Source organism: Streptomyces sp. NPDC004031 (assembly GCF_053604375.1).
Genome location: NZ_JBSGHL010000024.1, coordinates 80198 through 102369 on the forward strand (window position 1 = coordinate 80198; position 22172 = coordinate 102369).

15 protein-coding genes are annotated in these 22172 nt (G+C 68.2%); 5 read left to right on the plus strand and 10 right to left on the minus strand.

Translation table 11 applies throughout. The features are described 5' to 3' along the window. Nucleotides 1-292 precede the first annotated feature (292 nt). Complete coding sequence (locus ACWERV_RS17885) at nucleotides 293-4687, minus strand: FG-GAP-like repeat-containing protein (protein WP_452933823.1); 4395 nt, start codon at nucleotides 4685-4687, stop codon at nucleotides 293-295. 437 nt (nucleotides 4688-5124) lie between these two features. Between ACWERV_RS17885 and ACWERV_RS17890 the strand changes: the two genes are divergently transcribed. Further along, entirely contained in the window at nucleotides 5125-12093 is a 6969-nt protein-coding gene (locus ACWERV_RS17890; RefSeq protein WP_452933826.1) for a polymorphic toxin-type HINT domain-containing protein, read from the plus strand. A gap of 12 nt (nucleotides 12094-12105) precedes the next feature. Further along, nucleotides 12106-12612 carry a hypothetical protein gene (locus tag ACWERV_RS17895; RefSeq protein WP_452933829.1) on the plus strand — a complete coding sequence of 169 codons (507 nt, stop codon included), beginning with the start codon at nucleotides 12106-12108 and terminating at the stop codon, nucleotides 12610-12612. A 116-nt stretch (nucleotides 12613-12728) separates the two neighbouring features. On the opposite strand, the gene ACWERV_RS17900 is transcribed toward ACWERV_RS17895, so the two are convergent. The 7 genes from ACWERV_RS17900 to ACWERV_RS17930 all read right to left on the minus strand — a co-directional run bounded on the left by ACWERV_RS17900 (nucleotide 12729) and on the right by ACWERV_RS17930 (nucleotide 18602). Continuing rightward, the gene (locus tag ACWERV_RS17900) at nucleotides 12729-14036 is read right to left on the minus strand and encodes a tyrosine-type recombinase/integrase (protein WP_452933832.1); all 1308 of its coding nucleotides are present in this window, start codon (nucleotides 14034-14036) and stop codon (nucleotides 12729-12731) included. Continuing rightward, nucleotides 14036-14260, minus strand: a complete 225-nt coding sequence (locus ACWERV_RS17905) for a helix-turn-helix domain-containing protein (protein WP_452933834.1) — start codon at nucleotides 14258-14260, stop codon at nucleotides 14036-14038. The genes ACWERV_RS17900 and ACWERV_RS17905 overlap by 1 nt, the downstream gene beginning before the upstream one ends. Further along, nucleotides 14257-15690, minus strand: a complete 1434-nt coding sequence (locus tag ACWERV_RS17910) for a replication initiator (protein WP_452933837.1) — start codon at nucleotides 15688-15690, stop codon at nucleotides 14257-14259. Before ACWERV_RS17910 ends, ACWERV_RS17905 begins: the two co-directional genes overlap by 4 nt. Nucleotides 15691-15840: 150 nt before the next feature. Then, nucleotides 15841-16602, minus strand: coding sequence for a DUF2637 domain-containing protein (locus ACWERV_RS17915; RefSeq protein WP_452933839.1), 762 nt, complete (start codon nucleotides 16600-16602; stop codon nucleotides 15841-15843). Nucleotides 16603-16640: 38 nt separating this feature from the next. Further along, the gene (locus tag ACWERV_RS17920) at nucleotides 16641-18059 is read right to left on the minus strand and encodes an FtsK/SpoIIIE domain-containing protein (RefSeq protein WP_452933842.1); all 1419 of its coding nucleotides are present in this window, start codon (nucleotides 18057-18059) and stop codon (nucleotides 16641-16643) included. 1 nt (nucleotide 18060) lies between these two features. Then, nucleotides 18061-18252 carry a hypothetical protein gene (locus tag ACWERV_RS17925; protein ID WP_452933845.1) on the minus strand — a complete coding sequence of 64 codons (192 nt, stop codon included), beginning with the start codon at nucleotides 18250-18252 and terminating at the stop codon, nucleotides 18061-18063. Continuing rightward, the gene (locus ACWERV_RS17930) at nucleotides 18249-18602 is read right to left on the minus strand and encodes an SCO3933 family regulatory protein (RefSeq protein WP_452933848.1); all 354 of its coding nucleotides are present in this window, start codon (nucleotides 18600-18602) and stop codon (nucleotides 18249-18251) included. The genes ACWERV_RS17925 and ACWERV_RS17930 overlap by 4 nt, the downstream gene beginning before the upstream one ends. Nucleotides 18603-18762: 160 nt before the next feature. Between ACWERV_RS17930 and ACWERV_RS17935 the strand changes: the two genes are divergently transcribed. Next, a complete protein-coding gene (locus tag ACWERV_RS17935) occupies nucleotides 18763-19626 on the plus strand; it encodes a GntR family transcriptional regulator (protein WP_452933851.1) in 864 nt (287 codons plus the stop codon). 586 nt (nucleotides 19627-20212) lie between these two features. On the opposite strand, the gene ACWERV_RS17940 is transcribed toward ACWERV_RS17935, so the two are convergent. Further along, complete coding sequence (locus ACWERV_RS17940) at nucleotides 20213-20458, minus strand: DUF7848 domain-containing protein (RefSeq protein ID WP_452933852.1); 246 nt, start codon at nucleotides 20456-20458, stop codon at nucleotides 20213-20215. Further along, nucleotides 20446-20688, minus strand: coding sequence for a hypothetical protein (locus ACWERV_RS17945; RefSeq protein ID WP_452933855.1), 243 nt, complete (start codon nucleotides 20686-20688; stop codon nucleotides 20446-20448). Before ACWERV_RS17945 ends, ACWERV_RS17940 begins: the two co-directional genes overlap by 13 nt. 281 nt (nucleotides 20689-20969) lie before the next feature. Here ACWERV_RS17945 and ACWERV_RS17950 point away from each other — a divergent pair, with 281 nt between their 5' ends. Then, nucleotides 20970-21689 carry an XRE family transcriptional regulator gene (locus ACWERV_RS17950; RefSeq protein WP_452933873.1) on the plus strand — a complete coding sequence of 240 codons (720 nt, stop codon included), beginning with the start codon at nucleotides 20970-20972 and terminating at the stop codon, nucleotides 21687-21689. A 2-nt stretch (nucleotides 21690-21691) separates the two neighbouring features. After that, the gene (locus ACWERV_RS17955) at nucleotides 21692-22162 is read left to right on the plus strand and encodes an NUDIX domain-containing protein (protein WP_452933858.1); all 471 of its coding nucleotides are present in this window, start codon (nucleotides 21692-21694) and stop codon (nucleotides 22160-22162) included. Nucleotides 22163-22172: the final 10 nt, after the last annotated feature.

Below are 22172 nucleotides of genomic sequence, written 5' to 3' on the forward strand. Positions count from 1 at the left end.
TGATCGGATTGCGCGCCATGCGGGGGCATTCCACGGAGGTTCGAACATTCGGCGTGGTCCAGGAACGTGGGGCGGAAGGGTCGCTGGTCAGCGGGAGAGGTCTGGTGATCGTCGACACTCTTCGACTGCGACCCCGAGACTCGGCTGTTGCCGTCAGCAAGTAGACGAGATGACCGCGGGGCCGGGTAGGAGAAGCCCCTCACCCTCCGGAGCCTCACGGATCGTAGTAGGAATCCCGGAGGCACAGAGGGTGAGGGGGTGTGAAAAGCGGGTCAGGTGTGCGTGTTACTTGCTACCAGCCGTGGCCGATCTGGATGCGGGTGCTGAAGGCGGTGGCGGTGCGGGGGTAGAGCCAGAGGTCTCCGTTGGTGTCGCGGGCGATGACGTCGGGGTTGGTGTCGCTGTTGAAGTCGTTGATGCCGGCGATGGTGTAGCCGTTCCAGCCGGTGCCGATCTGGGTGGGGTTGCTGACGTCGTTGCTGCCGTTGCCGTGGTAGTTCCAGAGCAGGCCGGCGCTGTCGCGGGCGATGACGTCGGGGTTGGTGTCCTTGTCGATGTCGGCGACGCCGATGACGGTGACACTGTTCCAGCCGGTGCCCAGTTGGACGCGGGCGCCGAAACCGGTGCCGCTGCCGGTTCCGGGGTAGAGGTAAAGGACACCACTGGAGTCCCTGCCGATGATGTCGGCCTTGCCATCCTTGTTGAAGTCGCGGATGCCGGCGAAGGCGTAGCCGGACCACCCGCTGACGAAGGCGATAGTGGGCGTGAGGAGGTCGTGACCGGCGTCGCCAGGGTAAAGGCGGAGGACGCCGCTGGGGGACAGGGCGATGATGTCGGCGAAGCCGTCGCCGTTGAAGTCGGCGATTCCGGCGAAGGTCTGGCCGGTGAAGCCGGTGCCGATGTAGAGGGAGTCGGCGGCGAACTTGCCCGTGCCGGTGCCGGGGTAGAACCACAGGTCGCCGGTGGGGTCGGCGGCGATGATGTCGGCTTTGCCATCGCCGTCGTAGTCGGCGACGTCCGCGAAGGTGTACGGGGCGGTGGGCAGCGGCAGGTTGGCCATGGTGGCGACCTGGTCGGTGGTCAGGACGGTGCCGTTGCGGGTCTGGACGTCGGAGATGCTGCCGCTGAAGTAGGAGGCGCGGGCGCCGGCGTTGAGGTTGTTGCCGAGCTGGAGGTTGCCGGTGAAGCCGGTGACGGCGGTGTGGGTGCCGTGGGCGACGAGCCGGTCGTCGACGTAGAGGTTGGTGGCTTTGGTGGTGGGGTCGTAGGTGGCGGTGAGGTGGGCCCACTGGCCGATGACGGCTGTGCCGCCGGCGATGCAGTCGTAGGCGCGGGTGGTGTCGGTGATGGCCATGCAGAAGGACCACTCGCGGTTGGACTGTGAGTAGAGCAGGAAGCCGGAGTTCTTGGTGCCGTCCTGGGAGGCGATGACGCCGCCGACCGCGGCGGGTTTGGCCCACAGGGAGACCGAGAACGGGGCGGACATCGACAGCGCGGCGCTGCTGCTCATCGATCCGGTGCCGTCCAGGGTCAGGACGTTGCCGAGGGAGTCGTCGGTGTCCCAGGTGGCTCCGGTGGTGGAGCCGGTGAGGGTGAGGTTGCCGCTGGTGTCGGTGGCGGTGGTGGCGGCGGCGCCGTCCTCACCGTCGTCGAGTGGCCAGGCGTGGTCGGGGCTGGAGATCTTCTGCCCGGTCTGGGCGGTCAGGGCGGTGCCGTTGAAGAGGTAGGCGGTGACGTTGCCGCTGGCGTCGACCTTGCGCAGGTCGGGGGTGCCGTTGCCGTCGAGGTCGGCGGCCTGGAGGACTGGGGCCGCGGTACTGGTCCAGCCGCTGGTGGCGAGCTGGACGGGGGCGGCGGGGTTGCCGTTGGCGAGGTTCAGCAGGTCGTCGGGGCTGTAGTAGTACAGGGCTCCGCTGGTCGTGTCGCGGGCGAACAATTCGGGCAGGCCGTCGGTGTTGAGGGCGGTGGTGAGGGTCCAGTTGGTCCAGTCGCCGTTGCCGGTGGGGTTGGTGTCGGACAGCAACAACGCGCCGTCGGCGCCGGAGAACAGCCCGGCCCCGGGTACGGAGCCTTCGTCGAGGAGGCTTCCGTCGGTGATCAGCAGGAGGTCCGGGTATTTGGCGGGGATGTCGACTCCGGTCAGGGCAGCGAAGATGCTCCCACCGCTGGCTACCGAGGTGGCGTACCCGCCACCGGTGAGCTGGAAGGCCGTGGAGTCGACGTTCGTCTGGCTGCCGCTGGTCGGCGACAGGGGCGAGCCGTCTCCGTTGCCGTAAAGGATGGAGGCGTTGCCGGTGGTGGGGTTGTAGTCGAGGACGTCGTTGAAGCCCCTGCCGTTTGCGAAGTGGCCGGTGATGGCCTGGGTGCCGTTCCAGTCTGCGGGCGAGCCGGCGGTGTTTACGCCGGTGCCCTGGGCACCGATGTCGGTGGCGCCCGTGGAAATCTGGCCGGTGTCGGCGGCGTGGGCGAGCCAGTAGCCGCTGGGCAGTCCTGCCTGCTTGCCGACCGCTGTGAGGTCGGGGTGGCTGTCGCCGGTCAGGTCGCCGTCGGTGGCGGTTGCGGCCGGGGCGGCGAAGACGAAGCAGTTGGCGGTGTCGCCGATGTTGCCGCCGGCCGAGACCGCGGTGACGGTGAGGACGTTGGTGCCGCGCGTGGGTGTGACGCTGATGGTGGTGCCCGCGGTCGTCTTGGGGGCGGCGCCGTTGAGCTGGTAGAGGTAGTGGTCGGGCGTCGTGCCGCTGCTGTTGGGGACCAGGGTGAAGGACGCGGGAGTGCCGACCTGGTAGGCGACCGCGGACTCGTTGCAGTCGGTGCCGGCGGTGTCGTTGATGACGGGGGCGCCGGGCCGGGTCGGGTCGAAGGTGAACACGCAGACCGTGGACCTGGCTGATGCGTAGAGGCCGTCGGAGGCTGTCACGCTCCAGGCGACCCGCGTGGGGCTGGTCGTACCGAGCCAACTGTGCAGGTTGGCCCTCGTGAGCGTGTAGACGGCCTTGGTGCCGCTGGTGGCGCCGACGGTCTTGGTGGTGACGGGGGTTCCGTCGGCGGCCTTGGTGACGGTGAAGGTGGCGTTGACGCTGCCGCCGTCGGCGTCGCGGACACCGGCGTAGAGGGTGACGTCGCCGTCACCCATGACGCCGCCGGTGCAGTTGCGGGCCGGGGAGGTCGTCAGCGAGGTGGGGACATCCGGCTTGTGGTCGTACGTGACGGTCATCTTCATGGTGGAAGGGTCGAACTTCTTCCACTGGTCCCTGTCGCTGCTGTCACCGGCCTGGAGGCCGAAGGTGACCGAGGAGGCGGGGGTGTCGGCGATGGCCTGCATGGTGCTGTGGATGTCCCAGCCGACCGACGCGGCCGGGCAGTTGGACGACCAGCCGTGCGCGACTGTCTGGGTGTTGACCTTGGTCTTCCACGCCGGTGGGTTGTCCCAGGTGGTGGACGAGGAGATCGGGCCGGTCGTCCACAGTTCCACCGGCTCGGCGGTGCAGGATGCGGAGTGGATCTCGGTGGCGTAGAAGTGCGTTTGGGTCGTGTCGATCGTGGCGCCGTAGATCTTGCTGCTGACGCTCATCCGCACGTAGGCGTTGGCCTTGTAGTACGGGGAGTCCCACCCGTTGTAGCCGACCCGCAGGCCCTCGGAGTCCTTGGTGTTCCAGAAACTGGACGAGTGGTAATAGGAGTTGGTGTAGGTGTAGCCCTGCGACGAGCCACCGGCGGCGTAGGGCGGGTCGATGTACAGCGGGTAGACCGTTGACGTCCCGGTCAGCAGATCGGCGTCCGGGGTCAACGCAATTGTCCCCGCGGTGGTGCCGGGTCCTGCGCCGTCGGTGTAGACGGCCTGGACCGGTGCCACGTGTGCACCCGCGCCCGGCGCGGCGGTGCTGGAGGTTTCGGGGTCACCCGAGCCGCCCTCGTCGGCTGTGGACGTTGCCGCCCGTGACTGTGCGGCGCCGCCGGCCGTGCCGGTGGCGGAGTCCCACATGGTGGGGGCGGGCGCGGAGAAGACGGTCCGGCCGATGGCGTCCTTGGCGGTGAAGTTACCTGCCGTGTCGGTGGCCGGAGTGACGTTCTTGGTCTGGGTGGTGAACGTCAGCTTCGCGAGCGCCGGATTGGCGGCGGCCGTGGCGTTCTTGACGACCAGGGACTCGGAGAAGCCACCCTGCTTGTCCACGGTGACGGCAAGGTCGACACCGGGCAGGACGTCGGCGTAGGTGGCGCCGCTCCCGGACAGGGTCGGTACGGGCAGGTCACCGATCGAGGTCGGCAGCGTCAGCGAGAGGCTGCTCCCCCCGTCCTTCATGACCGCCAGGGCGCCCGACCCGCCGCCGGACAGCGACAGGTCGATCGTCGACAGCACCGGTGCCACGGTTCCGTCCGACCGGCGCGCCAAGGTGGCGTCCAGCGACTTCCACGCCCCACCCGTGTACTTGCGGACCGGCACGGCGTTCTGCGTGAGGGTGAATGTGCCGTCCGGGTTCGCCGACTCCACCTCGGTGGACGTGGTGGCCGACTCCACACTCACCGTCTGCCCGGTGGCGACGGCTTTCGCCGAGGCGTCAGCTTCGCCGGTGGTCGTCTTGGGCGCGTCGTTGGCAGCTGCCGTCTTTGCGGCGGGAGCCGCGTGTGCTGGTACGGCCGCGACGGTCAGTGACAGCGCGCCGAGCGCTGCCGTCACCAAGGTGGCCACGGCGCGGCGGGTCCGAGCGGGTCTCACGGAAAAACTACCCCCACATTCAGCATTGGGGCCCGGCTAAATCAGGTCGTTGAGCCGGGCAACTACTGGCCGAGCATCTCCCGGACCTGGGTTTCTCGTCGACCGTATGCCGTACACCGGGCGAATCATGCATGGGGGAAATGGTGGGCATGTGACCAGATTTTCCACACTTCCTTCACGAGTACTTTACAAAAAAATTGCATTCTGATGTCCGGTATATCGGACATGAAGGTCTCGGCATGATCCACGTCGGCGTGCGATAGTCATCGCCGCTTTACCGGCCTGTCGTGTGCCGGGGGGGTGTCATGCCTGCTCGCAGGCGGGTTCGAGAGATGGGGCCGGTGTCGTCGATGGCTCGGGTTGCGTGGTTCGGCCGCGGAGTTCACCCTCTGCAATCACGAGGCAGGTGGGTGGGCGTCGTTGCGGCGCTCGCGGTCACCGTGTCCCTGGCGAGTGCGAGCCCGGCGGTGTCGGCTGCTACGCACGTCGGTCCGCCGCCGATCCATCAGACCAAGCCGGTCTCGGGTGTGACGATCCTGAAGCCGAAGAAGGTCAAGGTCACCGACGACACAAAGCGGGCGTACCACGTCTCGCCCGCGAAGTGGCCGGCGGCGGCTTCGGCGACTGCCGCGCTGGCCGTACCTTCAGGCAAGGCCACTTCGGGGGCGAAGGCCGCTGCGCCGGGAACACCGGTGTGGGCGCGAGCCGTCGCGCCGAAGAAGGGCGCGTACCAGGGCCCGGGTGGCGTCAACGTGAAAGTGCTGCCGCACAGTGACGCGACGAAGCTCGGCGTCAACGGCGTCGTCTTCACAGTCGGTTCGACCGGTGGCGGAGCCGGGGACGTCCAGGTCGGCCTCGACACGGGCGCGTTCGCGCAAGCCTACGGCGGCGACTACGCCGGCCGGCTGCGCCTGGTGAAGCTTCCGGCCTGTGCCATCATGACGCCGGAGGCAGCAGCGTGCCGAACGCAGACGCCACTGGCGACGACGCACGACGGTACGGCCGGTGTGGCGACGACGCTGAACCTGACCGCTGAGCCGGCGGCCGCGACCGCACCGACGGCGACGGTGCTTGCGGCGACGACGTCGACGGACAGCGGCGCGGGCACGTACGCGGCGACCTCACTCAAGCCGTCCGGCTCATGGTCGGGAGGCGGTTCATCCGGGTCCTTCTCGTACGACTACCCGATTGATCTGCCGGGCTCCTCCAGCCAATTGCAGCCCTCTGCGAACCTCGGATACGACTCCGGCACGGTGGACGGCCAGACGGCCTCGACGCAGGCCCAGGCATCCTGGGCCGGTGACGGCTGGGACACCCCGGACTCCTTCATCGAACAGACGTTCACATCCTGCGCCGACAGCCCCGAGGGCACCGCGTCACCGGTCGTGACGGACGACGACTGCTACGCGGGCCCGCTGCTGACGTTGTCCCTGAACGGCTCTTCGGCCTCGCTGGTCAAGGACGACAAAACCGGGGACTGGAAGCCCGCGAGTGACAACGGTGAGGTGGTCAAGCACGTCACCGGTTCGGGCAATGGCACGGGCACGTACAACACCGACTACTGGACCGTCACCGAACGCAACGGTGACACTTACCAATTCGGCCGCAACCAGCTACCGGGCTGGTCGTCGGGCAAGGCGACGACGAACTCGGTCGACACGGTGCCGGTGTATTCGGCGCACTCCGGTGACCCGTGCTACGACTCGGCCGGGTTCACATCGTCAGTGTGCACGATGGCCTACCGGTGGCACCTGGACTACGTCACCGACACGCACGGTGACGCGATGGCGTACTACTACCACCAGGACACCAACTACTACGGCGAGGACAAAGGCGCGCACGACGTCTCCTACGTCCGCGACTCCTACCTGACCCGCATCGACTACGGCTTCCGCGACGGAGGCGCCTACGGCACCGTCCCGGACCAGGTCGTCTACGGCACAGCCTCCCGCTGCACCCTCGATACGTGCGACGCGCTGTCGTCCACCACCGCGGCTAAGCAGTACCCGGATGTGCCCTTCGACCTGGTGTGCGCCCAGGGCAAGGACTGCGAGCAGCAGTCCCCGTCGTTCTTCTCCACCGTCCGCCTCGCGACGATCACAACGAAGCAGTACTCGGTCGCGGGGGCTGACTACCTCCCGGTGGACACCTACACCCTGCACGAAACCGAGCCCGCAACCGGAGACGGGAACTCGCCGACGCTGTGGCTGGACTCGATCACCCACACCGGCAACCACGCCTCCCCCGGCGGCCCGGCGACCGCGATCTCCCTGCCGGACGTGAAGTTCACCGGCATCGACCTGCAGAACCGCGTCGACACTTCGTCCTTCCCCGGCCTGTACCGTCACCGGATCGCGTCGATCACCAACGAGATGGGCGGCATCACCCAGGTCACCTACGGCCTGCCGAACGAATGCACGGCTGCATACGTCGCGAGTGCTTCGGTATCGGGCAACACCAAGTCCTGCTACCCGGTGTCCTGGACACCGAAGGACTACACCGCGCCGATCACCGACTGGTTCGAGAAGTACGCCGTCACCAAGGTCCTCCAGACCGACACCACCGGCGGCGCGGTCGCGCAGGAGACGGACTACGCGTACACCGGCGGCGCCGCCTGGCACCACGACGACAGCGAGGTCGTGAAGCCCAAATACCGCACCTGGGGCGACTTCCGCGGCTACGGCACCGTCACCACCCGCACCGGAGACGGCGCCAACGACCCGCAGACCAAGTCCGTCATCACGTACTACCGGGGTATGGACGGTGACTGGCTGTCGGCGTCTTCGACTCGTTCGGTATCGGTCGCCGACTCGCAGGGTGGCCAGCACAGCGACACCGACGAACTCGCGGGCAAGACGCTGGAGACCACCCAGTACCTCGGTGACGGTGGAGGGGTCGACAACTCCACCGTCACCTCGTACTGGATCTCCCCGGCCACTGCGACCCGCGCACGTACCGGTATTCCGGACTTGTCTGCGCATGCGGTGCAACCTGTGGAGACCTGGTCCCGACAGGCTCTCACCGACGGCGGCACCACGAAGTGGCGGTACACCGAGACCGACACCACCTACGACGCGCAGCCCGGCGACGTGTACTTCGCCTTTCCGACGCACGTCTACAACCACACCGTTCCTGTGCAGGCGGCGTACGACCAGTGCACCTCCACCACGTACGCCCCGGCCAACACCGCGAGGAACCTCGTCGGCCTGATCTCCCTCCAGGAGACGGACACAGTCGCCTGTTCCGGCTTCACCGAGAACAGCGTCGCGAGTGTCCCGAAGACCCTGAACAGTCTCGGAGCACCGGCCTCCGTCAGCCGCCCGGACCAGGTGGTCTCCGCGGTCCAGAACTTCTACGACGACCCGACCTTCGCGACGACCTTCCCGCAGACCACCGCGCCCACCACCGGTGAGGCCACGATGGTCCGCCACGCCTCCGGCTACGCAGCCGGGGCCTTCACTTGGGTCACCGGCAGCCGCAGTACGTTTGACGTCTACGGCCGTGCGACGACCGCCTACGACAGCAACGGCAACAGAACCAGCACCGTTTACACGCTCGACAGCGCCGGCCTGACGACCGCAGTGAAGTCCACCAACGCCAAGAACCAGAGCGCGTCTACCGCCCTTGACCCCGCCCGTGACCTGACGCTGAGCACCATCGACGTCAACGGCCTGGTCAGCACACTCCAGTACGACACGCTCGGACGTACGACGGCAGTCTGGCAGCACAACCGCCCTACGAGCGCGCCCGCCAACTCGCTGTACACGTACACCGTCTCGCAGTTGGACGTGTCCGGTGTGACGACCCAGACACTCAACGAGTCGCTGGGCTACGCCACCTCCGTCATGCTCTCTGATTCACTGGGCCGTGAACGGCAGACCCAGACCACGACCCCGAGGGGCGGGCGACTGGTCACCGAGTCGATCTTCGACTCGCACGGCTGGGCCCGCAAGACGAACACCGAGTGGTGGGACTCCAACCACACACCAGGGCTGAACATGGCCTCGGTGGAGGACTCGGAGATCCCGAACCAGGACGTTTTCACTTTCGACGGCCTGGGCCGGACGGTGGTGGACGAGTCGTGGGAGGGAAATGCCAAGAGGCAGACCACTACGACCGTGTACAACGGTGACACCACCACAGTGATTCCGCCGGACGGTGGCACGGTGCAGTCGACTACGACCGACCCGCTCGGCCGCACCGTTTCCCTTGCCTCCTACAGCACCCCACCGACACTGTCGAAGCCCGCAAACACGTTCACCGGGGTGTGGTCGGTGAGCGGCGGCGCGTCCAACGCGATCACCTACGGCTATGACGGCCACGCCAAGCAGAACACAGTCGAGAGCGGCGGCAGCACCTGGTCTACCACGTTCGACCTGCTCGGGCGCGCCGTCAGCAAGACGGACCCGGACGCCGGTCAGAGCAGCATGCACTACGACGACAACGCCAACGTCACCCAGACCACCGACGCGCGCGGCAAGAGCGTGTCCTTCGTCTACGACGCGCTGAACCGCCGGACCGCCGAGTACGCAGCCCCGCTGGACGGGCAGGCCCCGGCGAACCAGGTCGCCTCGTGGATCTACGACAACGACAACGCCGTCTCCGGCGTCACCGACGCGGTCGGGCAACTGACCACCGAGACCTCCTACAGCGGCGGTTCCGCGTATGTCACGCAGCAGGCCGGTTTCAACGCCTTCGGCGAGTCACTGGGCACCTCGATCACCATCCCAGCGACCGAGGGCACAGCCCTGGGTCGCACCTGGACTTTCAAGCACACCTACACTCCCAACACCGGTCTGCTCAAGAACGACATCTACCCGTCGGCAGGGGGACTTCCTCCCCAGACCGTTGTCCACGGATATGCCGGCGAACTGGACCTGCTCAGCTCCGTCGCCGACAACCTGGCCACCAGCTACGCCCAGACCGTCACCTACTCCGCGTGGGGACAGGTGCTCCAGGACACGGTCAACAGCGCCACAACCCCCGCCTACCTGACCAACATCTACGACCCGCACACCGGCGCGCTCACCGACCAACTGCTCTCCCGGGACAAGGCCGTCGACAACCAGTCGGCCAAGCTGGACGAAGAGGCCTACACCTACGACCCAGCTGGCAACATCACCCGGCAGACCAGCACCCGCCTGGGCAACACCACAGCCACCGAGACCCAGTGCTACACCTACGACCACCTCGACCGCCTCACCCAGGCCTGGACCGCCACCGACTCCTGCGCCGCCCAGCCCACTCCTACCGACCACGCGCAGGTCGGCGACCAGCTCACGGGCGGCACGGCGTACTGGACCAGTTGGACCTTCGACATCCTCGGCCAGCGCACGAATCCGGACGGCCAGGTCGACCACGCCACCACCGCCGGCGGCACCGACACCAGCACCTCCTACGCCTACGACGGGAACGGCAAGGGTCAGCCGCACACCCTGACCAGCACCCAGACATCCGGAGGCGCCGCCACCTCGTACACCTACGACGCCGACGGCAACATGCTCACCCGCACCACCCCGGCCACGGGCACCCAGAACCTGACCTGGGACGACACCGGCCGCCTCACCCAGATCACCACCCCCACCGCGGGCACCACCTCCTACGTCTACGACGCCGACGGCAACGTCCTGCTCCAGAAGGACCCCGGCAGCACCGTCCTCTACCTGCCCGGCCAGCAGATCACCCTCAACACCACCACCGGCACGGCCACAGGAGCCCGGTACATCCCGCTCCCCGGCGGCGGCACCGCCGTCCGTACCGGCACCGGCACCAACTACGGCTTCGAGTTCGGCGACCAGCACGGCACCAACGGCATCTACCTCGACAACACCGCCCAGAACCCCACCTGGCGCCAGTTCACCCCCTACGGCGACACCCGCGGCCCCGAGGTCAGCTGGACCGACAACCGCGGCTTCCTCAACGCCCCTGACAACCAGACCACCGGCCTCACCCAACTTGGCGCACGCCAGTACGACCCCACCCTCGGCCGCTTCATCAGCCTCGACCCCCTCTTCGAAGCCACCGACGACCAACTCCTCAACGGCTACACCTACACCCGCGACAACCCCATCAACCAAGCCGACCCCACAGGCCTCCGCCCCCTCGGCGAATGCGACGGGGCCTGCAATACCGGGGCTTCGAACGTCTCCACACAAAAAGAAGTCGAGCGGCGACAGCAGTACGACGCGACGCACAATAAAGAATGGGTAAATAACCATTCCATCTCGGCCAAGTCCGGGGACGACGCCCAGAGGACGTACACGCTCTTCAGCCCGGCTCAGGGCAAGCCGGACGGAGGTTACTGGTTCCCCAAGAGCGCCGCGTTCGGGCACCTGGAAACCGTCTGCTTCGGCCGTACCGCCTGCCATGAGGCCAGCATTTATCTCTTGCATCACAAGGATGGTGCCGCTGAGGCTCGGCGGATTGCTGCGACCTACTGCGTGGACAACTACGACCAGTGTGAAATTGACGCTGAAAAGTGGGATGCCACGCAGAACATGTACAACTCAATCCCGCTGCTCTGGGCCGGGGCCGAGCTCCCCGAACTAGAAGAAGTCCAGACCGAGGCCGAGGCGTCAAAAGCCCGGGAGGAGATATCCGGCTGCAAAAACAGCTTCGCGCCGGACACCCTCGTGCTCATGGCCGACGGCTCCACCAAGCCGATCAGCGATATCGACACAGGCGACAAGGTCGACGCAGGCAACCCGGCCACAGGCAAGCACGACGGCTCCCACGACGTCACCGCCACGATCGTCAACCACGACAGCAATCTCCTCGACCTCCAGGTGGAGACCTCCCCCGGTCACGTCTCAACGCTTCACACCACCGCCGAACACCCCTTCTGGGACGAAACCACCCACGCATGGGTCCCGGCCGCCGACCTCGTCCCCGGGCAGAAGCTGAGCACCGCGTCCAACGAAACCGTCACCGTCACCGCGGTCCGTGTCCTCCCCGGCCCGGCGAGGGACATGTACAACCTCACGGTCGGGGACGCCCACACGTACTATGTGCTGGCGGGTCAGACGCCGGTCTTGGTTCACAACAGCAACGGCTGCGTGAACTGGGCCTCCAACAGCGTTAAAACGTGGGGTCATACATTCAAGACTCATGGCGCCGGAGCGAAGAACACGAAGGCTCTGACCGATCGAGCTCGTAGCACCGGGAATCAGCAAGGCCAGTGGCTGGACAATGACGCCGCTGCAGAGTTCTTGAAGGGACTCCATGTCGAAGGAGCCGGGCCCAGGTCGGTGCGCATTCCGGACGGGTTGGGGCAGGTGATTATGCCGGATGGGAGTATCGTCCAAGCGCGGGCCGCTACCATCGTCCCGAGTCCAAATGGGTTGTACAAGACGGGATTCCCGATCATTGGTCCGAACTAGGAGGCTGGAGAGATGAGCTTCTCTGTGTCGTTCAATCCGGCCGTGCCGTCTGGTGCTGCGGCTCTCGCTTCAGCGGGTCTGGAGCCGGATGACGATTACGAAACCCTGGTCATGGAGGCGTGTAGCGTCCTCTCTGACGCTGGAGGCAGCACATTCCACATTGGCGGCTTCGGGAGTGATGAGTGGCCGCTCGATGTCGCGTATGACTTGTCTGCCTTCATGGAGCAGCTGCCGTCGCTTCTGGTGGGTGTGCGCGACCGTCGCGAAGTCGAGGTTGACCTCTACTCGCAAGGTATCGAGAGGACTTTGACTTTCCGTGCAAGCGGGGATCTCGTGGTAATTCACTGCGATTCGCGGACCAATTGGGTTCCGAGCCCAGAGTGCGAGAGCATTGCGCGGAGTGAGCTAGTCGCGATGCTCTCGAAATTGGCCGAAGACTTCGCCAGAGGGTTGAAGGCGATCAATTCCGAACTGTCGGAGGTCGCGCCGTTCGAACGTTGGCTGGAGGGTGAGGTGTAGCCTCGCTGCCCGATCCCGCGACCCTCGCGCTGGATAGCAGCAGCAAAGTTGAAGCCCCGTCAGGTGTGTCCTGGCGGGGCTTCTGCATGGGGTGACGACAGTAGTTGACGGCAACGTCAGCGGACGGTGGCTCCGCACAGCGGCGGGTCGCCGTCGTCGTCGCGGGTCGACTCGTCGTTGACGGGACGATCAAGAGCGGTGCTGAGGGTGTCGATGGCGTCTCGCTGGAGGCGGAGCCGGACGTGTGCGTAGACGGTGGCGGTGACGCCGATGTGGGCGTGGCCGAGGAGTTCCTTGATCACGACGAGCTCGACGCCCTGTTCCAGGAGCAGAGTGGCCGTGGAGTGTCTGAGGTCGTGGAAGCGGATGCGGCGGAGGCCGGCCTTGCGCAGGAGCGTGGTGAAGGCGCGGGTGAGGTTGGTCGGGTCGATCGCTCTGCCCTGCGCGGTGGCGAACACGTGCCCGCTGTCCTGCCACGTGGTGCCTACGGCTTCCCGTTCGCGCTGCTGCTGCTCGTGGTGGTGCTTTAGCGAGTTGAGGCAGCGGGTGGGGAGGGCGATGCGGCGTTCAGAGGCCCGGGTTTTGGTGGGCAACGTGGTGAGTCCGCCGGTGCTGGTGCGCTGCAATGTGCGGCGGACGGCAGCGGTGCCCCGATCGAGGTCGAGATCTTCCCAGCGCAAACCGAGGAGTTCGCCCTTGCGGAGTCCGGTGTGAAGGGCGAGTTCGAACAGGGAATGGAGCCGGTGGCCCTGGGCCGTGGTGAGGAGTCGACGGGCTTCGTCGGCGGTGAGGGGTTCGAAGCGTCGGGGCCGTGGGGTGCCGGTGCGGACGTTGCGGGCGACGTTGCGCGGGATCTCCTCTTCGCGGACGGCATGCTCCAAGGCGGACTTGAGCACGGAGTGGATGTAGGTCAGGGTCAGCGGAGAGAGCTGCTTGGAGCAGCATGATCCGGTGGCGCAGCAACGGGGCTCATCACGCCGGGCATCGATGCCGCGTGCGCAGCACTGGCAGGTGGTGCGGAGCTGGTTGAGCCAGGTGCGGATGTCCTTGGCGGTGAGCTTGGCGAGCTTCTTCTTGCCCAGGCCGGGGATCAGGTACCGGTCGACGCAGGCGGCGTATCGCGTGTGGGTGTTCTCGCGTAGCTGGTGGACAGCGACGTTCTCCAGCCAGTACGTCAGGTACGCGGCCACGCTGCCCTGCGCGGAGGGCACGGGGAGGCCGCGGTTGCTGGCGGCGATCTTCTCGGTGAGCTTGGCCAGTGCTTCCTTGCGGGTGCTGCCGTAGACGCGGACGCGCTTGCGAGCGTTACCGGGGGCGAGGACGTATCCAGCGGCCTCCCAGCGGCTGTCCTTGCGCTGGTAAACGGTCCCGTCGCCGTTCGCACGGCTGCGGCGGGAGGCGGGGGTGTCGCGGGGCGTGGTCATCAGGCGGCGGCTTCCTGTTCGAGGCGGGTGTGGATGAAGTCGGCCAGTGCGTGGACGGGGATGCGGCGGGCGCGGCCGAGGGTGATCGAGGCGAGCTGGCGGGTGCGGAGCAGGTCGTAGACGGCGGAGCGGCCGAGTTGGAGGCGGGCCATAACCTGGGGCACCGTCAGCAGCTCTTCCGGCGTACTTCCCCGCCGGGCCGGGGCGGGTTCCTGCGCGTTCATCCGCAGCCTCCTTCCGCGATGAACCGGCGTTCCAGTTCCCGGCGGTGCCAGACGGCGGCTGCGAGGAGCGCGGCGCCGGGGCTGTAGCCCGAGCCGAGGTAGTCCCAGCGGCCGAGGACGAGTGTGGTGTCCGGGTCGTGCTCGGGCAGGCCGGCATGGACGCGGGCCTGTTCGGTACGCCAGGCGCGGCGGGCGTCGCGCAGCGCGCCGAGGGTGGTGGAGTAGGAGCGGGACTTGGTGGAGAAGTGGCCGCGGAAGCCGAGCATGTGAGCCCACTTCCACAGCTTCAGATTGGCGAACTCCGGCAAGATGCCCAGCTTCCAGCAGGTGCAGACCATCTGCCGCACATGGGGTGCGACGGCGAGTCGGGGCAGCGGCAGGGCCTGTCCGGTTCCGTCGCAGGCGGTGCAGGGGAGCGGGGTGCCGTGGGGCAGGAGGGTGGCTCCGCGTCCCTGGCAGGGGCGGCAGAACAGGGCGCGGTCGAGGGTGCCGGAGGCGTCGGCGGACTTGGTGGCGTACTTGGCGACGTAGACGGCGACCGCCTGGTCGGTGAGTTCGGTTTCGGTGCCGTAGGCGGCGATCTCGCGCACGTCGAGCTGCTGGCCCCAGGTGAGTTCGCGCTCCCCGATCGCGTCCGAGGTGACGGAGATGCGGGCGCGCGGTGCGGCGGCGCGGATGGCGTCGGTGAGCACGGCGACGGTGGCGTACGAGGGCGGGGGCTGGGTGCTGCCGTCGGGGCCGTCGAGGCGGATCACGGCGTGGAAGTGGACCAGGCCACGCTTCTGGTACTCGGCAACCTTGGCGAAGGACACCCGCAAAACCGTGCGGGCGGCCTTCTGGGTGAGGCCGAGCCGGACGGCGAGCTCGCGGCGCAGGTAGGTGGTGAAGCGGGCCCACAAGGCTCCGGCGTGGGCGTTGAAGAGGACTGCACCCGCGTAGTCGTACGTCGCCGGATTGAGCGGTGTGCCGAGCAGTGGGTCCGTGGGCTCGTGGCGGATTCCGCAGCGGCAGGGCCGGGCGTCGAGGCGGTTGTGGACGGGGCCGAAGGAGGGGGCGGTGAGGGTGGCGAAGACGCGGGGGTGGGTGCGGACGGCGTCGGGGACGGTCTTGCCGCCGGAGAGGCCGGCGCGGATGAGGTGGTAGGTGTCGGCGGCGTAGATGCGGGAGCAGGCCGGGCAGCGTGAGGCGCGGCGGTTGCCGCATGTGGTCAGCAGGCTGCCGGTGGGCTCGTCGGAGGCGGAGTAGGTGCGCAGAACCTCACCGGTCGTGGTGTCGACGGTGGTGCTCTGGCCGGTCAGGCGTACGGGTTCGGTGCATCCTCCGAGGCGTTCGATCTGCTGCTGTGCGCGGTTGAAGTCGGGGTGGTTGACGAGGTTGAGCAGGTCCCGCACGGCGGGGCTTGCCACGTGGCGCAGGTCCAGGGTGACCATTCGGGGCGTGTCCCTTCTGTCGGGGTGGGCCCCGAGCGGCAACCAGCCACGACGGAAGGCGTGTTGGTGCTGCTCGGGGCATGACGAACAAGGCCGATCGGGTGGGCGTGGGGTTCGGGGAGGGGTGATGCGGCCCGGTGGTCGGGTGGCTCAGAGCTGAGCGAGGGCGGCGGTGGCCACCGGCAGGGCGACGCCCATGCGGGTTGCGAGCTGGGCGGCGGTGACCGGTGTTCCGTGCTCGGCGTGGTGGGTGTCCGCGATGCGCCGGGCCGCACTCAGCAGCGCGGCGGGCAGGGCCGGGCGAGGGCCGGTGGCAGGGGTTTTGGCGACGGCCGGGGCGGAGCCGGGCGCCTCCATCACGGCGGGTGCTTCGGCCGGAGGTTGCGCAGGTGTCGCGGTGGGGACCGGTTCAGGGGCCGGGGGCGCGGTCTCGGGAGCGGGCGCGGTAGTGGGCACCGGCTCGGCGATGGGCGCGGGGGCTGGGGTGGTTGTGGTGGCGTCCTCCTGGTGTGCGGCGGTGTGGAAGTGGGCGAGGAAGGCGGGTCCGACGTGGCCCCAGCCCAGGAGCAGGAGCGGGGCGACGGTGTCGAGGCAGGCCCGTCCGTAGCGTCCGGTCAGCAGGGGTTCGGCGGTGTTCAGTGCGAGGGTGAGCAGCCCGCACAGGTGGAGCAGCCGGGTGCCGGCCTTCAGCTCCGTCTTGGGTACGCCGCGCAGGGCCAGGAACCGGAGCGCGACCAGGAGGCCGACGACGGACAGGTCCACCATGGGGGCGATCAGCGGGGCGATGGGGCGGGGGACGCCGAGCCGCAGGGCGAGCGCCCAGACGTTGCCGAAGGAGAAGACGAAGGCCAGGGCCGCGATGACCGCCATGACCACGGTCACGGTGTGCCGGGTGAACCGTTCCTCCGCCATGCGCGGGGCCTCCTCTCGGGGCGTGGGGATCGGGGCGTTCAGGGCTTGGCCAGGGGGACGGCCGGGCCGTCCGGTCCTTCGTCGTCGCCGGGGTTGGTGTGGCCGGTGGTGTCGAGGAGGGCGTCCAGGCACAGGGCGGGGTCGGCGGTCAGGTGGGAGGTGGCTTCCGCGATACGGGCGGCGTCGGCGTCGGAGACGTACGGGGTGCGGATGCGGGTGAAGCCGGGACGGCCCTGCATCGCCATCACCGCGACACCGACATAGGCGGGGTCCTGCAAGGTGACCGGGCTGGCGTCCGGCCAGTTGCGGATGTCGTCGCCCAGCGCGGCCACCGCGGCTTCCACCGTCTTCTGCGCGAAGGACAGCCCCACCGGGCACACGTCGCGGATGAAGGTCGGGATGGCGTCGCCGGTGGTCTTCTGGCTGATCAGGATGGTCAGGATGCCGACGCTGCGGCCCTTCTTGACTAGGTCCTCCACCAGCCGGGCGTTCTCCGCCGTCAGCGCGGCCAAACGTTTCGTCTCAGGATCGCCGCCCTTGTACTCGCGGAAGAACGTGTGCGCCTCGTCGATGAGCACCACCGTGAGCGGCCACAGCCGCGAGGGGCCGACGTGCCACATGTTCTTCACGCCCAGCACGCCCCGGATCACCGACGACCGCCGCCGACGCAGCGCCACCAGGCGCTTGAACAGTGCGTTGGCCTCGTCCAGGTCGTCGCCGCAGAACGCGAACATCCGCTTGACCAGGTCCGCGTAGTCGCCCTCTTCGGCCCCCGACACCTTCCCGTCGAAGCCCACGAACTGCACGGCCGCCGACGGCGCGAGGTCACAGACGAACTTGTTGATCCCCGAGGTCTTGCCCGCGCCGGGTGTGCCGGCCACCGTCACCCCGGGCACGTTCGCCAGAGACACGCACACCGGCACCGCGTACTCGTCCACCCCCAACTCCCAGCGCGCCACGTCCTCCGGCGGTCCGCCGGTGGGCCGGTGCCTGGTCGGCGTGGTCAACGGGTCGGAGCGCACGCCCCGGATCACCACCCGACCAGGCCCGTCCGGCAGGACGGAGACCCGCGTGCACCGCCAGGCATCCGCCAGAAAGCGTGCCGCCTTCTGGTACTCCTCCATTCCGACCCGCGGCAGCGTCCTGGCCCGCACGATCACCCCGAACCGGTCCGGCTTCACCTTGATCCTGGGAGTCAGCACCCGGGGTGCGGGGGCGGGGCTGTCCTTCTGGGCGGTGAGCTGCGAGAGCAGGCCCGGCGTCTTATCGGTGACCGTCAGTCCGGCCATCCGCGCCAGGCGCACCCAGCCCCAGCGGACCCGGACCGCCTGCCGCATGCTGACCCGCGTGCCCCGGTCGGCTCGCACGTAGCGCACGACGCCCCAGCACAGCCAGGAGCCCGCCAGCACGGCCACGACCAGCAGTACCTGCGGTGCGTGATCGGTCAGGTTCTCCACGTCACTCCCCCTCGGTCTCGGATATCAGGCGGAGCATGTCGGCCAGGTCCAGCCCGGCCGCTTCCGCCGGGGTCAGGCCGAGCCGGGCGAGCAGCGCACCACATGCGGAGAATGTCGCCTTGCCCTCGGTGCCGGGCAGGGGCCGCAGCACATGCAGCTCACGCTGCGGCCCCCGGTTGTCGGGGCCGCTCACTGCGCGGCCTCCGCCGTGACCAGCTCCAGGCGGGCGGCCCGGTAGGCGACGCCGTCGGAGAGCTGACCGTTGAAGATCCGCGCCCACGGGGTCGCGAACAGCTCCACCGGCCGGACCATCACGCCCGGCTTGAGCCCGGCCGCGACGCCCGTCTCCGGGACGGTGATCTTCAGGACCTCGGCGCGGCCGTCCTCCATGAGCATCACGGTCACCGTGTACAGCGATGCGCCCGTTTCCCGGTCGGTGGCGACCTCCCCGGTCTGCTGGTCCTTGATCTTCAGCACCGGCTCGGTGCCCGCGATGCACACCGCTGACGGCAGCAGAGCAACACGGATTCGAGACATGGCCATGCCATCACATCCTCATCATTCGAGATGGAGCCGCTTGATCGACTCGACGATGACCATAGCGCTACGGCGATACGGATGCAACGCACGCGTAGGTGGGACGGTCGTTGAGGCCGGTGGTGTGGGCGTGTGCAGCAGGCGCTACGGACGCTACGGTTGGCCCATGACCCTGCCCCTGGACGACGACCCGCGGCCCCCCTACCTCCAGGCCGCCGAAGTGCTGCGGGCCGCCATCCTGAGCGGCGAGCTTCAGCCCGGTGAGCGTCTGCCGTCGGCGCGCGATCTCCAAGAGCGGTTCGGTGTCGCCAGCTCCACCGTCCAAAACGCCCTGCGCGTCCTGAGGCAGGAAGGGCTCGTCTACTCCGTCCTCGGCCGGGGCAGCTACGTCAGCCTGCCCCTCGACCAACAGGACACCGAAGAAAAGGACGGCGACGAAGGCGCGGCAGGAGACGGTCCCTTCCCTCCTGGGTGGCGTTCGGCCCGTGCAGAGGACAACCGCCCCCCCTTCGTCCGGACCGCGGACACCCTGCGCGAAGAGATCAAGGAAGGACTCTTCCCCCCGGGCAGCAAGCTGCCCTCCGCTCGTGAGTTGCAAGAGCGGTTCACCATCGCCAACTCCACTGCGCAGAACGCCCTTCGTCTTCTCAAGAGCGAGGGGCTGATCTACGCCGTCAAGGGACGCGGTGTCTTCGTCCGCACCGCCCCGACACCCGGTAAGAACTACAGCTCCAAGGTCGTCCAGCACCTCCAGCGCGAGGAGGTCGAACGCCAGGCCCGTAGGACCGCCGGCGAATTCGCGCACCTCTCCGACGCCGAGCTCAAAGCGCTTGCCAACCAAATCCATGACGAGCTCAACCAGACCCGCACGGCCTACCAAGCAGCGGTCGAGAAAGGCCGGAAGATCACCCGCGAACTGGCCCGCCGTGGCCAACTCGCGCCACCGCTCCACGACGATCCCGCAGCCGCCCGCAAGGAACTCGAAGACAGACTCGCCGACGCGAAGAAGCGCCGCCAGCAGGGCCCCTGACGGACAGGCTGACCGCTCGGCCAGTGGGTGAGCTGTTCAGAGTTTCTTTACTTGATCAAGGGCGTCCCGCTGACGCGGGCCGCCGCGCGCCGGCGGTCGGTGACCGCCGCCCGCTCCTGTCTACCGCCCCGCTGGCGACGGCCGCCGACCGCTCGGCGCGCAGAGCCGGGAGCATAGGCGGACTGCCAACCGAGAGCCCCGCTGTCCGACCACTCGGCAGCAGACCGGCCGGGCACCCGAGAGGCCGTCCGGCAAGCTAGTACCGTGCGGCGTCGGTATCCCGGCGGTGCTGCCGTCCGGAACGCCGGCCGTGGTGCCTGGCTGGGGCCGTGACGATGGAGATAACTGGGCTGATGCCGGTGCGGGGTTGAGCGAGACACACGTGACGGGTGATCGGGCGGCGCGCCCGCCGTCGTGGCTGACTTTCTAGGGCTGAGGCCAGAACCGCACGGTCATGCACGGCGCGCACGTGAAGGCCCGTCCCTGCCGAGGCTGACGAGGACGGGGGAGCCTCAATCAGTTGCGCCCGGCAGGGACGGGAGTCGGGTGGGTCAGCGCGGTGCGGTGCCCGGGTGAGCGGGGCAGGTCAGGTCTGCCGCCAGGCCCGCCAGGGCCGGGTGATGATCTCCCGGTAGGTGTGGTGGGACGGGTTCTGGCCGCAGTGCCGCAGCACCCAGTCCTGCGGTTCGGCGAAGTCTTCGCTTGTCGGGGACGTGTCACCGTCCACGGCGCACTGCATCGCGTACAGGACCGGCTCGGCGTCCGGCTCGCGGTCAGGCTGGAGAGTCCAGCTCTCGTAACGGAGGACCGAGCGAGGGGTCACCGTCCCCACCTCCGGTTGGCCACGGCCACCTTGGCACTCAACTCCTCGGCCGTGGTCGGCGGACGCACGTCCTCGGGCGGCACGTCCCACTCCCGGCCACCGCGCGGTGGCCGAAGCTGCACGTACGGCCCGACATGTCCCATCACCACGCCCACCTCGCCGTTCCGCCGGTCGACCACCAGGGCGCCGGCATCGGGCGAGACGGTGTGCCCGTCGGCATCAGGGGTCGGGGCTGTCATCGTGACCACCCCGGCGAGGCGGTGCGTGACCGGGCGTCCAGTCGCGGGGCGGGAACACGTGGGGTGGCGCTCATTCGCACGGTGACGCTCCTCGGTGGCGTTGATGCGTGCCCCTGGGCCTGTTGGTGCCGCAGGGGCGGCATCGATCCTCACGTCGGTCACCGGGACGAAGGAACCTCCGCCAAACCCCACTTCGGGACGTCCTGCACCGTGTAGAACGTCCCTGGTGCCGTCCTGAGACGAGGGGGAGACTCGTGCCGAACGAGAGACTACGAGCCGTCATGGCGGCGGGAGGCTGGACGTACGCCGCACTCGCTCAGCAGGTTGAGGTCGACCCCAAGTCGGTCGAGCGCTGGGTGAACCTCGGGCGTATCCCACGTCGTGCCACCGCCCTTCAGGCGGCCAAGGCCCTGGGAGAAGACGTGCACGCACTCTGGCCGGCCCTGCGCCAAGCCCGTCCCGCCCGCGCCATCAGCCCCGAACTAGTGGCGCTCTACGAGCAGCGGGCCGACATCCCCGTCTCGGCGTTCACCGACCTGATGGCCCAGGCCCGGGAACGGATCGACATCCTCGTCTACGCGGCCGTCTTCCTCCACGAGGCGTACCCGCGGCTGAACGAACTCCTCACCGAGCGCGCCGCCGAAGGCTGCACCGTCCGCGTCGCGATCGGGGACCCCGACAGCGACAATGTCCAAGCCCGTGGTCAGGAGGAGCGGTTCGGCCACGGCATCGAATCCCGCTGTCGCCTCGCCCTCATGCACTACAGGCCACTCGCCGGCACCCCCGGCATCGAAGTCCGCACCCACGAAACCACGCTCTACAACTCCCTCTACCGCGCCGACGACCAGCAACTCGTCAACGCCCACGTCTGGGGCGTCAACGCCTACGCCGCCCCCGTATGGCATCTTCGCCGACACGAGACAGGCGGCATGTTCGATACCTACGCCGAGAGCTTCGACGCGGTGTGGGCGACGGCAACCCCCGTACGAGAGGAAGGCTGACCGTGGCCCGCACCGAGTACTACGACGACCCGAACGCGCCCAAGCCGAACAGCATGGTCGTCGCCGCCTCCGCCGTCGTCACCGACGACCACGGCCGCATCCTCCTCCAGCGCCGCCGCGACAACGACCTATGGGCCCTGCCCGGCGGAGGCATGGACCTCACCGACTCCCTGCCAGGCACGGCCGTCCGCGAAGTCAAGGAAGAGACCGGCCTCGACGTCGAGATCACCGGCCTGGTCGGCACCTACACCGACCCGAAACACATCATCGCATACACCGACGGCGAGGTCCGCCGCCAGTTCAACGTCTGCTTCACCGCCCGCATCACCGGCGGCCAACTGGGGATCTCCGACGAATCCACCGAACTCCGGTTCGTGCCGCCCGAAGAGATCGAGCAGCTGCCGATGCACCACACCCAACGACTCAGGCTCCAGCACTTCCTGGAACACCGCGAGAAGCCGTACCTGGGCTGAACCGCCTGAC

Coding starts and splice junctions, on each gene's coding strand:
- ACWERV_RS17935 (WP_452933851.1), top strand. CDS start 18,763: ATGACCCTGCCCCTGGACGACGACCCGCGGCCCCCCTACCTCCAGGCC.
- ACWERV_RS17905 (WP_452933834.1), bottom strand. CDS start 14,260: ATGAACGCGCAGGAACCCGCCCCGGCCCGGCGGGGAAGTACGCCGGAA.
- ACWERV_RS17930 (WP_452933848.1), bottom strand. CDS start 18,602: ATGGCCATGTCTCGAATCCGTGTTGCTCTGCTGCCGTCAGCGGTGTGC.
- ACWERV_RS17895 (WP_452933829.1), top strand. CDS start 12,106: ATGAGCTTCTCTGTGTCGTTCAATCCGGCCGTGCCGTCTGGTGCTGCG.
- ACWERV_RS17915 (WP_452933839.1), bottom strand. CDS start 16,602: ATGGCGGAGGAACGGTTCACCCGGCACACCGTGACCGTGGTCATGGCG.
- ACWERV_RS17910 (WP_452933837.1), bottom strand. CDS start 15,690: ATGGTCACCCTGGACCTGCGCCACGTGGCAAGCCCCGCCGTGCGGGAC.
- ACWERV_RS17900 (WP_452933832.1), bottom strand. CDS start 14,036: ATGACCACGCCCCGCGACACCCCCGCCTCCCGCCGCAGCCGTGCGAAC.
- ACWERV_RS17945 (WP_452933855.1), bottom strand. CDS start 20,688: ATGACAGCCCCGACCCCTGATGCCGACGGGCACACCGTCTCGCCCGAT.
- ACWERV_RS17950 (WP_452933873.1), top strand. CDS start 20,970: ATGGCGGCGGGAGGCTGGACGTACGCCGCACTCGCTCAGCAGGTTGAG.